16 protein-coding genes are annotated in these 14,791 nt (G+C 36.2%); 9 read left to right on the top strand and 7 right to left on the bottom strand.

The features are described 5' to 3' along the window. The first annotated feature begins 30 nt into the window (after positions 1-30). On the top strand, positions 31-231 hold the full coding sequence (locus tag VCM44_RS08840) for a hypothetical protein (protein WP_115362509.1): 201 nt from the start codon (positions 31-33) through the stop codon (positions 229-231). A gap of 91 nt (positions 232-322) precedes the next feature. Beyond that, positions 323-1,030: a hypothetical protein gene (locus VCM44_RS08835; RefSeq protein WP_334678589.1), complete on the top strand. Its 708-nt coding sequence runs from the start codon at positions 323-325 to the stop codon at positions 1,028-1,030. A 65-nt stretch (positions 1,031-1,095) separates the two neighbouring features. Here VCM44_RS08835 and VCM44_RS08830 read toward each other — a convergent pair whose 3' ends face one another. Together VCM44_RS08830 and VCM44_RS08825 are read right to left on the bottom strand one after the other, a co-directional pair. Continuing rightward, entirely contained in the window at positions 1,096-1,428 is a 333-nt protein-coding gene (locus VCM44_RS08830; protein ID WP_115362513.1) for a hypothetical protein, read from the bottom strand. A gap of 154 nt (positions 1,429-1,582) precedes the next feature. Next, positions 1,583-1,795 (bottom strand): hypothetical protein, encoded by a 213-nt coding sequence (locus VCM44_RS08825; protein ID WP_115362515.1) that lies wholly within the window; start codon positions 1,793-1,795, stop codon positions 1,583-1,585. 176 nt (positions 1,796-1,971) lie between these two features. On the opposite strand from VCM44_RS08825, the gene VCM44_RS08820 reads away from it, so the two are divergent. Next, positions 1,972-3,501, top strand: coding sequence for an alanine/glycine:cation symporter family protein (locus VCM44_RS08820; protein ID WP_115362517.1), 1,530 nt, complete (start codon positions 1,972-1,974; stop codon positions 3,499-3,501). Positions 3,502-3,531: 30 nt separating this feature from the next. On the opposite strand, the gene VCM44_RS08815 is transcribed toward VCM44_RS08820, so the two are convergent. Next, entirely contained in the window at positions 3,532-4,716 is a 1,185-nt protein-coding gene (locus VCM44_RS08815; protein ID WP_334678588.1) for an exo-beta-N-acetylmuramidase NamZ family protein, read from the bottom strand. A 141-nt stretch (positions 4,717-4,857) separates the two neighbouring features. Between VCM44_RS08815 and VCM44_RS08810 the strand changes: the two genes are divergently transcribed. Next, positions 4,858-5,655: a thymidylate synthase gene (locus VCM44_RS08810; protein ID WP_115362521.1), complete on the top strand. Its 798-nt coding sequence runs from the start codon at positions 4,858-4,860 to the stop codon at positions 5,653-5,655. Continuing rightward, positions 5,652-6,140 (top strand): dihydrofolate reductase, encoded by a 489-nt coding sequence (locus VCM44_RS08805; protein ID WP_334678587.1) that lies wholly within the window; start codon positions 5,652-5,654, stop codon positions 6,138-6,140. The genes VCM44_RS08810 and VCM44_RS08805 overlap by 4 nt, the downstream gene beginning before the upstream one ends. Here the strand turns inward: VCM44_RS08805 and VCM44_RS08800 are convergent. Next, positions 6,135-7,748 carry a YiiX/YebB-like N1pC/P60 family cysteine hydrolase gene (locus VCM44_RS08800; RefSeq protein WP_115362523.1) on the bottom strand — a complete coding sequence of 538 codons (1,614 nt, stop codon included), beginning with the start codon at positions 7,746-7,748 and terminating at the stop codon, positions 6,135-6,137. The two genes, VCM44_RS08805 and VCM44_RS08800, sit on opposite strands and share 6 nt — an antisense overlap. A 90-nt stretch (positions 7,749-7,838) precedes the next feature. Then, positions 7,839-8,414, bottom strand: a complete 576-nt coding sequence (locus VCM44_RS08795; RefSeq protein WP_115362526.1) for a Maf family protein — start codon at positions 8,412-8,414, stop codon at positions 7,839-7,841. Between the two features lie 101 nt (positions 8,415-8,515). Between VCM44_RS08795 and VCM44_RS08790 the strand changes: the two genes are divergently transcribed. The 4 genes from VCM44_RS08790 to VCM44_RS08775 all read left to right on the top strand — a co-directional run bounded on the left by VCM44_RS08790 (position 8,516) and on the right by VCM44_RS08775 (position 11,613). Beyond that, entirely contained in the window at positions 8,516-9,364 is an 849-nt protein-coding gene (locus VCM44_RS08790) for a class I SAM-dependent methyltransferase (RefSeq protein ID WP_334678586.1), read from the top strand. A gap of 121 nt (positions 9,365-9,485) precedes the next feature. Further along, on the top strand, positions 9,486-9,743 hold the full coding sequence (locus VCM44_RS08785; protein WP_334678585.1) for a hypothetical protein: 258 nt from the start codon (positions 9,486-9,488) through the stop codon (positions 9,741-9,743). Positions 9,744-9,942: 199 nt separating this feature from the next. Continuing rightward, positions 9,943-11,271, top strand: a complete 1,329-nt coding sequence (locus VCM44_RS08780) for a lipoprotein N-acyltransferase Lnb domain-containing protein (protein ID WP_334678584.1) — start codon at positions 9,943-9,945, stop codon at positions 11,269-11,271. 21 nt (positions 11,272-11,292) lie between these two features. Beyond that, complete coding sequence (locus tag VCM44_RS08775; protein WP_334678583.1) at positions 11,293-11,613, top strand: hypothetical protein; 321 nt, start codon at positions 11,293-11,295, stop codon at positions 11,611-11,613. 21 nt (positions 11,614-11,634) lie between these two features. On the opposite strand, the gene VCM44_RS08770 is transcribed toward VCM44_RS08775, so the two are convergent. Together VCM44_RS08770 and VCM44_RS08765 are read right to left on the bottom strand one after the other, a co-directional pair. Next, positions 11,635-12,306, bottom strand: a complete 672-nt coding sequence (locus VCM44_RS08770; protein WP_115362534.1) for a thiopurine S-methyltransferase — start codon at positions 12,304-12,306, stop codon at positions 11,635-11,637. Positions 12,307-12,418: 112 nt separating this feature from the next. Beyond that, the gene (locus VCM44_RS08765; RefSeq protein WP_115362536.1) at positions 12,419-14,788 is read right to left on the bottom strand and encodes a ribonucleoside-diphosphate reductase subunit alpha; all 2,370 of its coding nucleotides are present in this window, start codon (positions 14,786-14,788) and stop codon (positions 12,419-12,421) included. Positions 14,789-14,791 lie beyond the last annotated feature (3 nt).

Genomic DNA, 14,791 nt, shown 5'->3' with positions numbered 1-14,791 from the left:
TTTTGGCCACTTTTATGCTAGATTTAAAGCATGTTTGCAGCATTAGTAAAAGCGGCCATTTTCTATTGGGTCTTTATTATGATCCGAAGACTTCTAAGATCAAGCGGAGTCCTGGCCGATAAGAAGCCTAAGGCAAATCCGTTTTCTACAAATCACTCTCAACGCCAAAGACCTCAAGGTCAATTCAAAGATGAAGATGTTATTGAAGCAGATTATCGTGTTATCGATTAAGCTTCTGTAAGACTTTTCAAGACTGAAATTATCTACTTTAAAAATATTCTGTTAGAATAGAAGTATCTTATATTTAAAAATGGAGTTTTAAATGTCATTTAATCTTTTAAAGTATTGTCTTGTGATTCTTGGACTTTTCTCTCTTGCGGGTTGTGAAGACTACGGCAAGGAAGGCGAAAGCGATCGTGGAATAATTAGAGCTGGTCAAGCTTTAGAGATTGTTAATACCGAATTAGGCGACAATAGCTTAAATCGTATGACAAGAATATGTGAGGCCCTTGAGGAGCATCACGATAATATTTTAAGAGATGTTTTTTCTGAAGATTTCATCTTTTCTCGCAGACAAAAGGTCTACGGAGATCCAAATACAAGAGATATTACAAATTTAGGTGTTTATATTGAAGCGCCAAATGATTACGACTCAACTCCTGTCTTTAAAGGAACTCGAGGAACAGCAAAGAACTTTATTACTGATATTCCTACTGAGAATAATCTCTACCTCGCTAAGATCTGTGACTACACATTAAATAACGTAGGTACTAAGCCTAAGGTTCAAGAGAAAGTAGGTGGTAATTATCATGTCTTCAATGTCTTCTCTGACGATGGCGTAGCTGTTGGTATTTATACGAAAAATAGTAATGGTAATTACTATCTTTATCGTTCTTATGAATATCGCTTTGATATTAATAAAAATTCTCGTTACTACGGTATGGCAATTGAACAAAGTGAGATATTTATAAGGGATTACCGCGGAAGTGATTACTCTGTTTTATACCAAAAGTTTGAAAGAGCAGATTAGAAATAAAAAAACCGAAGCATTGCTTCGGTTTTTTGTATAAAAGAGGGGGGGAGGGGTCACTTACATTACTTTGTAAGGAATTCAATTTCTTGTTTATATAATTCAACTTCTTCTTCTAAAAGTTCTAAATACTGCTGATCGTAATCAACTTGTGATTCATTTAAAAATTGAATCTCATGGGCCAATTCATTGATCTCACGACCTAATTCATTATCCAACCCACGAACTCTGACAGAATTCAAAAGGACAAGATTCATTTTCTTTGTAATTTGGCGAATCTCATTTGATTGCTTCATTAAAGCAATTGGATTTCTAATTGATCGCTCGTCATCGCCGTTATGTGGGATGGCCGCATAAGACTGAAAAGAGATAATTAGGCTAAGTAGTATTGCTTTCATGCTTATATCTTAGCATTTGGCATGTTATTGCCTCATCGATTTTGTAAGGCTTACATAGACGTTCAATAAATGAACATATTTACAGTGTAAACTACGCAGATTCCTGATGGCTTCTTGTAATTCTTGTGTGCTCAGATCTAAGTGTCTGAAATAATTAGTCTAAACCAAGCTTAGTATTGATTTCTTTTTGATCCACTAGGCCTTTGTCAATTGAGTTCTTGATAACCATTAAGGCTTGTTGAGAGATCATACGCTTATCTGCTGTGGCAACAGATAGGTCGATATGCTTTTGGTTTTCTACAACCGAATATTTAACTAGTGGGCGTACGATTTCAATGGCCTCTTCTAATGTTGGCAATTTGCTCACTTAGTAACTCCTTTTAATTCTAATTAATGAATTAAGGATAACCGAATTTTAACGCTACGAAAATAAAAAAGGTGACAAGTTCGATAAACTTTCTTTAAAATTTAAGAAAGTATTAAATTACACACAAATTCTAATACGAATTTTGAGAGAGAAACTAGAAACAAAGGATTGTTTAAATGATTAAACTCGCAAGTACTCGCGTTTTATTAGCGCTATTTTCCGCGCTTACCAGCTTGAGCGTTTTTGCTCAAGATGAGCTTAAGCTCCAAGAACAAGTAAACAAAATTTTCGGAACATTCAATGAACACTATGAAAAATTCCTATTTTTCCCTGTTCCAGTTTTCTATTGGGGTGAAGTTATCACGATGCCACTAATTTTATTAGTTATGGTATTTGGTGGTCTCTTCTTTACGATTCGTCTCGGATTTATCAATGTACGTCTTTTTAAGCATTCAATTGATGTTATCCGTGGAAAGTATGATAACCCTGAAGATGAAGGTGATATTACTCACTTTCAGGCCCTAACGTCAGCATTATCTGCGACTGTTGGTCTTGGAAATATCGCTGGTGTTGCCCTTGCTATTGGCCGCGGTGGACCAGGTGTTATTTTTTGGATTTGGATTATTGCCTTCTTTGGTATGTCACTAAAATTTGCTTCTTCAACTTTTGCTCAACTTTATAAGCAAAAGACTATGAAAGGAGATATCCTAGGTGGACCAATGGTTTATTTAAGCGAAATGTTTAAAAACCATAATTGGCCGATGCTAGGTAAGATCATGGGTTGTTTCTATGCTGTTATGACTATTGGTGCTTCACTTGGTGGTGGAAACCTTTTCCAAGCAAACCAAACATATAAGATTATCGCTAATCAACACCCTGATGCAAATCCATGGATTGTTGGTATTGTTCTAGCCTTCCTTGCTGGTGCAGTTCTTATTGGTGGGATTAAAAAGATTGGAAGTGTAACTTCTAAGCTTGTTCCTTTCATGTGTGTCTTCTATGTACTTTCTTGTCTGGCAATTATCTTCTCAAACGCAAGTATGATTCCAGATATGTTCGTGCAAATCTTTAAAGAAGCTTTTAATCCAGATGCTGCATTTGGTGGATTCTTTGCTGTTATGTTAACAGGTGTTCAACGAGCATCATTTTCAAATGAAGCCGGTCTTGGTTCTTCTGCAATTGCTCACGCAGCAGCTAAAACAAAAGAGCCTGTGCGTGAAGGTGTTGTTGCTATGATTGGACCAGTTATTGATACTCACGTTGTTTGTACAATTACGGCCTTAACACTTTTAATCACTGGTGCTTATAAAGATCCAGAAGTTGCAAAACAAGGTGTTGAGATGACGGCCCTAGCATTTTCTCATTTAGGAAGCTGGATGCCTTATTTCTTATTAGTTGCAATTTGTGTATTTGCCTATTCAACAGTTATTTCTTGGTCATACTATGGTGAGAGAGCAACTGTTTATCTATTTGAAAAACGCTTAGGTTATAATGCTGTTCGATTCTACCGATTTGCATATGTATTTATTATTATTCTCGGTCCAGTACTAAGTATTGGTAATGTACTTGGATTTGCTGACTTAATGCTACTGTCAATTGCATTCCCGAATATCATTGGTATGGTTTGTTTCTCAGGAATCTTGAAGGCCAAGGCCCAAGATTATCTTGATCGATTTAAATCAGGTCAAATGAAAGAATACTTCTAAAAAAAGAAAGGGGCCACTTAGGCCCCTTTTTTATTTGTAGATTTTTATATCTTTAATTTCTTCTAAGTATTGTTTGTGGCCTTTCTTTTCGAAACTTATAAGCTCATCCATTGAACCTAATCTTTCTACCCATTCTTTGACAAAGAGACTTCCATTAATGAGATCGATTGCAAGATTTCCAAATGCGTACTCATAGTCCTTTTTGTCCCACTCAAACTTATCACCTAAAACACGTTTAAATTCTCGACAAAGGTATTGAGAAACATGCCATGAATTAAATTTAGTTGGGTCTGTTACATGAATATGGACGCCGCCACAAGCTACACCTGCATGCTTGTTAAAAGTAGGCATGAAATTAACTGGACGTAGAATAAAGCTATTATTATCAATTTCATGTAGTGTATCGCTTAGCCCCTCAACAAAGGAATAGGCTTCTATTGCTGGATGACCTATGACTTCAAGTGCTCGTGTTGTTCCACGGCCCTCGCTAAGATTTGTTCCTTCATAAAGAACTGTGCCGCAAAATGTATGAGCACCTTGTGGAGTAGGAAGGTTAGGAGAAGGGTTTATCCATTCAAGTCCTGTGTCTTGCCAGAACATTGATCTTGTTAGGCCTTGTACTTCAATGACTTCTAATTCAACACTAAAACCTAGTTTCTTTTTAGCGTACTTTGCATATTCGCCCATGGAAAGTGCATGTCTTTGTGGGATCTCTAAGGCCCCTACAAAAGATTTAAATTCTGTTTCTAAAATATTGCCTTCAATTTTTTCAAGGCCTACTGGATTAGGGCGATCGAGAATAACAACTTTAATTCCCTGTTTAGAACACTCTTCTAAGAGGTAGGTTACAGTTGTTATATATGTATAGACACGAGTTCCAACATCTTGAAGGTCCACCACAAAAGTATCAATTCCTTCTAACATTTCTTTTGTGGGTTTTCTTGTCTCGCTATATAAAGAGTAAACCGGAACTTGGAAGAACGGGTGTGTATAGTGATCAGTTTCAACCATATTGTCTTGAACATCACTAACAAAACCATGTTGTGGGCCAAAGAGTTTTTTGAATCGATCTCCAAAAATTTCCTTGAATAGTATTGGAGCAACTTTCAAATTTGAGTCGACGCTTGCGCTGTGACACAAAAGAGCAATATTACCAGTAATCTTATTTTGTAGAGATGCGTCATCTCTTAATCTATCGAGTCCTATTTTTATCATGTGTAATATTTTATGGGCCTTTTTGACGAGTTGCAAGCTATTAAAGTTGTGCATATTTGGTTATAATAAACTTTAGACAAACAACACAAAACTTAACACAACAAAACACACAAACATACTTATACATAGGGAGACACAAGGATGAGACAATACTTAGACTTAATGAAGCACGTGCTTGAAAATGGTCAAAAGAAAGAAGATCGCACAGGTACTGGTACGATTTCTGTATTTGGTTATCAGGCCCGCTATAATCTAGAAGAAGGTTTCCCTTTAGTTACTACAAAGAAATGTCACCTTCGTTCAATTATTCACGAACTACTTTGGTTTTTAAAAGGTGATACGAATATTGCATATTTAAAAGAAAATAAGGTTCGCATTTGGGATGAATGGGCAGATGAGAATGGAGATCTTGGTCCCGTTTATGGTTATCAGTGGCGTCACTGGAAAACTCCAAATGGTGATGAGGTTGATCAAGTTGCAAATTTAGTTAAAGGTCTACGTGAGAATCCTTTTTCTCGTCGTCATATTTTAACTGCTTGGAATCCGGCCGATGTTGATAATATGGCCTTGCCTCCATGTCATTCTTTTATTCAATTCTACGTTTCACCTGATATGAAATTATCTTGTCAGCTCTATCAAAGATCGGCCGATATTTTCTTAGGCGTTCCATTTAATATTGCTTCGTATGCATTATTCACTATGATGCTAGCTCAAGTTACAGGTTTAAAACTTGGAGAATTCGTCCATACAATGGGGGATGCTCACCTTTATTTGAATCATATTGAGCAGGCCAAGCTCCAACTTACTCGCGAGCCACATCCTCTTCCAAAAATGTGGGTTAACCCAGAGATTAATTCAATTTTTGAATTTACTTATGAGGACTTCAAGCTTGAAGACTATGAGGCCCATCCACATATTAAGGCCGAGGTTTCAGTTTGATCCTCTCTCTTATTGTTGGAATAGGTAAGAATCGTGAAATAGGAAAGGGCAATGATTTGCTCTGGCATATTAGCGAAGACCTTAAGAATTTTAAAAAAATAACAAGTGGCAAGCCGATTATCATGGGAAGAAAAACTTATGAGTCTATCGGAAGACCTCTTCCTAAGAGACGTAATATTGTCATCTCTCGTGATCCTTCATTAAAAATTGAAGGATGCGATGTCTTTACTGATCCTGAAGAAGTCCTAAAAGATCTTAAATCCTCTGGCGTTGAGGAAGCCGTTGTTATAGGTGGTTCTTATATTTATGAATACTATCTTCCTAAGGTTGATCGCATCTATTTAACAGAGGTTGATTTTGAAGGAGATGCCGATGTGTATTTTCCAAAATTTGATCGAAGTGAATTTAGTGTAAGTGAAGAGAAGGTATTTGAAAAAACGCAGAACTCACCGGCGTGGAAGTTCTGCGTTTTGAATCGATTATAAAGTACTATCTTTCATTAATTTTCTAAAGCTGGAGTCGAGGTCGCCACCGACTTCTTTTCCATCATGTATAAGTAGAACAGTTTTAAACTCAAGGCCTGGCCCTACTTTTTCACCCACGTTATCAGGTGAGATTGTATAGCGGCCTGCTGCTTTTGCAATTGGCCAGTCCATATCATCAAAAGTTACATAAGCAAGCTCTGAACAAACAATTCTTTCATCTGTTTCAACATCAAAATTAAAATCGTACACTTTTCCGATCTGTCTAAAGGCATTGATTAGATAATCCTGCTTTTCTTCACGAGTGAGGTTTATCTGATGCCTTACGGCCGCAAGATCATCAATATCCATAAAGTGGTGGAGAGTATTATATTGAACACCTGGCCTTAAAGCTTCAATGATTCTCTTGCCTTTATTTTCAATCTCATCATGAAAAGGAACAACTTCTGGATGATCCCAGATACCAAGTTCCTGTAGCTGTTGTTTATTACCGGTCCATATCGCCACGTGTCCCCAGTGACCAGGGATAAATTTATCCGTAAGTCTAAAAGGAGTCTTTTCTAAAAGAATATCCAGTGGTTCTAGCTGCGCTTCAAGCTCTGCAACTCTTTGTGGTGAAGGATCGTATAATTTTCCTTTTCTTGTTTGGACAAGGCCTGCTGTATTTCCAAAGCCTTGAGAGACAACGTGAGTAACGTTATTCTTACTTTCTTTAAAGTAGTCAGTAATATAACGCCATATCATTGATACTTTTCTTCCAAAAATTCCACTTTTAAATTCTTTATCTAATTTAACAAAAGATTGTGAAGATTGAATTAGTGAGTCTAGATAGTAATTTGCTCTATCTGGTATTACATCATGCTTAATATAGTAATTTACTAGATCATCATAAAGTTTTAGCCCGCGTTCAATACGGTTGTAATTATCGTATTTATTAAAGCTATAGGTAATCTTTGCTAATTGGTTTTTAAGATCAGCATTGTCATAGTTTACAAGATGTCTGATTTTCTTCATCTCCTGAATTTGAGATAAGACGATCATATAATTATCATACATAACTAATGAAGTAGCGATGGCAGTTTTAATATCATAGATTAAACTCTTTCCAAGTTCATCTTGTGGGTTGATATTAATTTCTTTGTATCTAACCCAGCGGTAATCATCATGACGGTCTTTATTTCTTGGCCCTGGCTTTTTAACTTTCTTTCTCTTATCAAGAATTTCAGAGCGGCCTTGTTCAATGATATTGATCTCGTTATACTTATCTGTGATCCATTTTGCATTTTCCACATTAGGCCAAACAGCATCACGGAAACTCTTATAAGTTTCAGTCCCTTCTTCATGAATCTTTGTGATCTGATTACTTTTTAATACTTTTTGCTCTTCAAGTTCAATGATGAAATCAATGGCCTTGTGTCGCCAAACGAGAATTTCTTCAACGCGATTTTGAAAGTTTTCAAGATGCTCATGATCATAATAGGTTTCAAGCTCCGGGCCATAGAGGTTTACCGAAGAGATAACACGATTATTATATTTTTCGTGTTTACTGGTACAACTTGCCATTAATAAGAGCGAGCTTAAGACAACAGCGATTGTTTTCTTTTTAAACATGATTCCCCCACAAAGATTTCAATAGGTCTTATCGGAAATCTTTGTGGAGTTATTTAGTCGGAAATGGTGTTTTCTACTTATATTGGGTACTTAGAGGACATCAATTCCAAACTCTGGAAGGATTTTAGACAGAGCAATTAGTGGAAGTCCTATGATAGATGAATGATCAGGACATTCAATTTGATCAAAGAGTGCTATGCCTTGGGTCTCTAGCTTGTATGCTCCACAGCTCCATAATGGCTCATCAGATACGACGTATCGCTCAATTTGCTCATCACTTAGCTCTTTCATTGTCATTTTAGAGACAACTGTTTCGACTACTTGTTTATCCTTTGAGATAACAGCAATACTCGTTATAAGCTCATGAGTCTTACCTTGTAGTTTTTTTAGATGAGAGATAGCATTCTCAATTGTTTCAGGCTTATTAAATATGTCACCATTGAAGTTTAATACCTGATCTCCACCAATAATGATCGCTTCTGGATTATTCTTTAAAACTTCTTGCGCCTTTTGCAGTGAAAGCTGTCTAGAGACTTCAAGGGGTGAGATACCATCATTTTTTATGGCCTCTTCATCAATATTAGGGGATACACATGTAAAGTCTAAACCTAATTGTTTTAACTGATTCTGTCGAAATTGTGATGAAGATCCTAATATCAATTGCATAGTAATTTCCTGTGTTATAAAGAACTTATGTGGCCAAGCTTAGCAAAAATCCCCCTTAAAGTCTAAGCATGTTATAATGAGCAAAACTTATTGAGGTAAATATGACAGATTTTAAAGATGATAAAAAGAAGAGTGAATTTCCATATCTTCACGGCTTTGATAAGGCCGAACAAGATCGACTAAGAGCACAGGCCAGATTTGCAGAGCAAACAGTTTATAAGAATATCAACCTTTCTCGAGTTAAAGAACTTATTGAAATAGGTAGTGGTGTTGGTGCGCAAACGGAGATTCTACTTAGACGTTTTCCTGATATGCATATTACTTGTGTTGATCGTAGTGAGCACCAGCTTGCATCTGCTAAGGAATTTTTAGAGTCTACTCTAAATGGGGCCTTAAAAGATCGATTCGATCTTCATCAAATGGATGCAACGGATTTACAATTTAGTTCCCGCAAATTTGATGGAGCTTTTCTTTGTTGGATTTTAGAGCATGTGCCTGAGCCCGCAAAAGTTTTGTCAGAGGCCAGAAGAGTTCTTCGTCCCGGTGGTCGAATATATATATCTGAAGTTATGAATTCAAGTTTCTTACTTGATCCTTATTCTCCTAACACTTGGAAGTATTGGCAGGCATTTAATGATTACCAATACGATATGGGTGGAGATCCATTTATTGGAGCAAAACTTGGAAACCTTCTTATGCAACAAGGTTTTCAAAATATAAAAGTAGAGTCTAAGACATGGCATTTAGATAATCGACGTCCTGATAAGAGAAAAGAATTTATCGATTATTGGTGTGAATTGCTCTTGTCGGCTGCACCTCAACTTGTAAAAGAGGGAAGAGTTGATCAAGAAACGGTTGATCTTATGCGAGTTGAGCTTAGGAAAGTTTCAAATGATCCAAATGCTGTTTTCTATTATAGTTTTGTACAAGCAAGCGCAAACGCTAGTTAATAATGGCCGTCAGTTTATTTGACGGCCTTTCTTTTTTTCAAAAATCCTTAAATAAATTTCTCTTCATGTATAAAGACTAAAAAATCTTTTTGTCTTTTTATCTTTTATCCTGGGGGGGAGTATGATGAAAATATGGATATCACTTATTCTAATAGTGAATACTTCAAGTTTTGCCTTTAATAATCTACCAATTGAGCTTTTATATAATGACTATTATAAAGAAGCACTTGAGATTGTTCGTGATGGTGTTATCACAGAGCAAGAACTGGAGAGTGTTAGTGACAAGCTTCGTTTTGAAATTGATGAGTGCCTTGAAGATAACTATGAATTATCGACAAAAGAGTGTGTTTATAAGATCGTTAATCCATATGCTCTTTAAGTAATATAAGAAGGCTTCTTTCTACTATATGAAGGATGCCTTCTTCATATTTACAGTTACTTATAACGTCTTCTCTTATGTCTACTAAATGAACACCCTTTATCATTATTTCTCTTTTAAACAATTCTTTTCGTTTTCATTATAAAACTACTCCATGCAATTTATTACCTCTGTGCGAATATTTATGTGTCTTTTTTTAGTGTCACAGCTCACTATAGGGGCCGATATTGCTTTTAGGCACTTAGATCGCAATGAGAGAGATCAGTTCTTAGCACTTACCAATTGGAAGCGATATGCTCGTATGGTGCGTGTAAATGGTGATCTAAGAAGACAAGTTTTCTATCGCTCTTTAAGAGAAAATAATAAGTATGATAGTCCTAAAGAAGAGTTCAATTCTTTTGTCAGTGAATTTTATCAAAATAATAACTTCAAATGTAACAACTTAGCTGCCTATGAATTCTTTGTTGATATTACAGGTGAGAGAGCATTTGAATCACAGGTATGTGATAATCATTTTTCTACTTTCATTTCAGTTGCTACTGGTTATAAAGAAATTAGTTTTTATAAAAACAGAGTTTTAAAGATCTCATATCTTATGGCCTCTAATGGTGAAAGTGCCATGAGCCGCTTTGGCCACAGTATGTTCTATGTACGTGCCTGTAAGAAAAATATTGATAATTGCCCACTCAAATATCAAACGGAGTTTATCCTTGGTGTTGCTGCTGATGTTGATGATCTAGCACCTGGCCTTTTAAAGGGAATTTTTGGCGGATACGATACAAAGCTTAATTTAATGACACTAACGCAAGTTAAGCAAAAATATAATTACGATGAGTTTAGAGATCTGGATCAATATGATTTAAACCTAACAAAGAGAGATATTCATCGATTTATTTCCCATTCTTTAAGACTATATGAACAAAAAGATATGGGAAGTTACAAATTCTTTTCTGCAAATTGCGCAACTGAATCTTATAAATTATTAAGAGCAACTATTGATAAAAATAAACTTAGAAGTAGGCCGCTGACACCAAAAGGCCTCTTAAAAGACCTTGTAGATGATTCAATTGCAGATGAAGAGGCAACAAGACGTTTTGTTGAAAAATCGAAAGTTGTGGGTGGCCATTTAAAATATCTCGGCTATGAGTCTTTTGATGAGTATTATTCAACAGCAGTAGAGATTAGATTTAACAGAGCTTTAATATTATCAAAAGATAATATGCTTTCAACAAAGGTTGCTTATGTATTTCTTGAAAAAATGGCCTTAAATAAGGCACAGCAAGAACTTACTAATTTTGCACTTAATTCTGACAATGATGATTTACAAGAAGATTTTGAGAAATTGGCCATGCGCTATAAAGACTGGCTAAGAAGTAATAGTAAAAGAATTCGAATGGGACTTAGTCCTGTTAAGAGTAATGTGACAACTCAGATGAATCAATTTTATCAACAACACTTTCACCATGAAATCATAATGATTTCAAATATGGCAATAAATATAAATAAAGCAAGAAAAGACTTTAGATAATTTAACTAAAAAGGAGATTCTATGAAGAAATTATTATTACTTACATTCGCACTACTAAGTTTTAATTCACAGGCAGAAGGTATGAGTGACAGTGAGGCCCTTACTGTTCTTACAATTGCACCATTTTATATTACTACAGAGGCTACTGTAGACGCGCTTACTCAAAATGAGTACGAAGAAGCAGGTCAAATCGCAGCTGATGGTGTTGTTACTGATCAGGAGAGAGATGAAATGTCTGTTGAACTTTTAGTTCGTCTTGATGAATGTTTAGAAACATTTGGAAATGACTTCGGTTATGATGAACTAGATTGCTTGAAAGAAATTGCTCGTTACGACGACTAGTATTTAATCTGGGCCAATTATTTAATTGGTCCAGATTAGTCTTTTGATTTTCTTTATTCCTGCTTCTTGGAAACGATCCATTGCCTTTACACTTAATTCTCTATCAAGATTTATATCTGGATAAAATTCTGTTGTTTCAGATTTTTTAATCGCAAATGGAGGACCGAAGTCTTGTGGCCCATTATGATCCATCGTTAGTAGGAGTATTTTTGTTTCATTATTAATTAATCGTTTTATTGTTGGGTAGTACTTCTCTTTTCTCATAGAAGGTGGAAGTGCAATATTTGAAGCTCTGTCATAGAGATAGTCAATATTCCCTAGATTCTCTAATGCAAAGAAGTCCTTATTATAAATAGTGATACTTCCCTTATCCAATTGGCAGCGGTATATTCCATCTTCTTGAGTCATATTAGGAATTTCATTTTCACGAAAGAAGTCCTCTACCGGCTCTTTAACGACTTCAACACCAATTACATTCGCTCCTTTATTTGCAAGGTAGAGCATATCTAAACTCTTACCACAAAGGGGAACTAGAATATTCTTTCCACTTATATCTTTTTCGTTAAAGTAGTTTTCCATCACAGGGTTGAATTCTGATTGATGAAAACCAGTAAAGCCTTTGTCCCAGCCTTCTTGCCAAAAACCTGTGTTATCTTCAATTTGATTTTTTTTGATATCTCTTTGATCAGGCATTAAAAGTTCCTATATCTTAAAATGAATAGGGGGCCAAATCCCTTGGCCCCCCGTATTCTAGCAGTTTAATTTAGTGACAAACCAAATTAAATTAGAAATTTAAATATGCAATCTAGCTTCCGCACATCTCGCAGTCTTCTGGGTTCTCAATTGAACAAACCATTGCTGCTGCTTCTTGCTCTAATTGCTCAGGAGTTTTCTTTGTTTCGTTCTTAACTGTGAACTGAACAGCGTTAACTGCAGCACGTGAACGAAGGTAGTACATACCTGTCTTAAGACCTTTTTTCCAAGCATAGAAGTGCATTGAAGAAAGCTTACCGAAGTTAGGGTTTTCCATGTGGATATTCAGTGATTGACCTTGGTCAATATATGGCCCACGTCCCGCAGACATATCGATAACTGCTTTTTGCTTAACTTCCCATACTGTTTTGTAGAGCTCTTTTGTTGCTTCTGGAATTCTTTCAATTGATTGAATTGAACCATTGTTAGCAATGATCTCATTTCTCATTGTATCATCCCAAAGTCCAAGATCGATTAGATCACGAACAAGGTACTTGTTAACAACTGCAAATTCACCAGAAAGAACACGTCTTACATAGATATTTGAAGTAATTGGCTCAAAACACTCGTTATTTCCTAAGATTTGAGAAGTTGAAGCAGTTGGCATTGGAGCTACTAGTAGTGAGTTTCTTACTCCGTGCTCTTTTACTTCTTTCTTCAGTGCATCCCAGTCCCAACGGCCTGAGTGTGCTGAGTGTCCCCACATATCAAATTGGAATTGTCCTTGTGACATTGGAGAACCTTCATATGTTGAGTAAGGCCCATCAATTTTTGCTGTATCTTTTGAAGCTGTAACAGCTGCAAAGTAGATTGTTTCAAAAATATCGTTATTAAGCTTAAGTGCTTCTTCAGACTCAAATGGAAGTCTCATCATAAAGAAAGTATCTTGGAGACCTTGTACACCTAGGCCGATTGGACGGTGTCTCATATTTGAGTTCTTAGCTTCTTCAACAGGGTAGTAGTTTACATCAATTACTCTGTTAAGATTCTTTGTCATACGATAAACAACTTTATATAGGTGGTCGTGATCGTAAGTTGCTTTACCTTGGTCGTCGATCTTTACAAATTTGTTAAGAGCAACTGAAGCAAGGTTACAAACAGCTACTTCATCTGGAGCTGTGTACTCAAGGATTTCTGTACAAAGGTTAGAAGACTTGATTGTTCCAAGGTTCTTCTGATTTGATTTCTCGTTAGCTGCATCTTTGTATAGCATATAAGGAGAACCAGTTTCAGTTTGAGACTCAAGAACAGCAAACCATAGGTCTTGTGCTCTGATTGTTTTCTTGGCCTTACCTGCTTTTTCGTATTTAGTGTATAGCGCTTCAAACTCAGCACCATAGCAATCAGCTAAGCCTGGACATTCGTGTGGGCAAAATAGTGACCACTGTCCATCTTCTTCAACTCTTTTCATGAATAAGTCAGGAGTCCAAAGTGCGTAGAAAAGGTCACGCGCTCTTTGCTCATCTTTACCTGTATTCTTTTTCATTTCTAGGAATTCAAAGATATCTGCGTGCCATGGCTCAAGATAGATTGCAAATGAACCTTTACGCTTCCCTCCACCTTGATCAACGTAGCGAGCTGTATCATTGAAAACTTTTAGCATTGGAACGATTCCGTTCGACGTACCATTAGTTCCTTTGATGAATGAACCTTTTGCGCGGATATTGTGGATTGAAAGTCCAATACCTCCAGCAGACTGAGAAATAAGTGCAGTTTGCTTAAGAGTATCGTAGATACCATCAATCGAATCATCTTTCATCGTAAGTAGGAAACAAGAAGACATTTGTGGCTTATTTGTTCCCGAGTTAAATAGAGTAGGAGTTGCGTGTGTAAAGAACTTCTGACTCATTAGGTTGTATGTTTCAATAGCAGCTTCCATGTCATTCATGTGCATACCAACAGAAACTCTAAGAAGCATTTGACCTGGTCTTTCAACAATCTTCCCATCCATTTTTAGAAGGTAAGATCTTTCAAGCGTTTTAAAACCAAAGTAGTCGTAATTGAAGTCACGCTTATCAACTAGAGTTTTATCTAGAAGTTCAGCATTCTCCATTACTGTTTCATATAATTCTTTTGAAACTAGTGGTGCGTGCTCACCAGTTGCTTTATTTACATAGTGATACATTTCCTTAACATTCTCAGAGAAACAACCTTTTGTTTCTTTGTGAAGGTTTGAAACTGCAACACGTCCTGCAAGGATATTGTAATCAGGGTGCTTAGTCGCTAGATAAGCTGCAGTTTCAGCTGCAAGATTATCAAGCTCAGAAGTTGTAATACCGTCGTAGATCCCTTCAATTACTTTTTGCGTAATCATTGTTGGATCAACGTTATCTTCTAAACCAAAAGCAAGTGTATTGATTCTATCTGTAATTTTATCAAATTTAATTGGCTCTCTTTCGCCACTTCTTGTTTGTACGTACATTTC

This window comes from Halobacteriovorax sp. DPLXC-1 (assembly GCF_036903125.1).
GTDB classification, from domain to species: Bacteria; Bdellovibrionota; Bacteriovoracia; order Bacteriovoracales; family Bacteriovoracaceae; genus Halobacteriovorax_A; species Halobacteriovorax_A vibrionivorans.
Note: the sequence above shows the minus strand (reverse complement) of the source record. Positions and strands in the feature narration are given on the sequence as shown.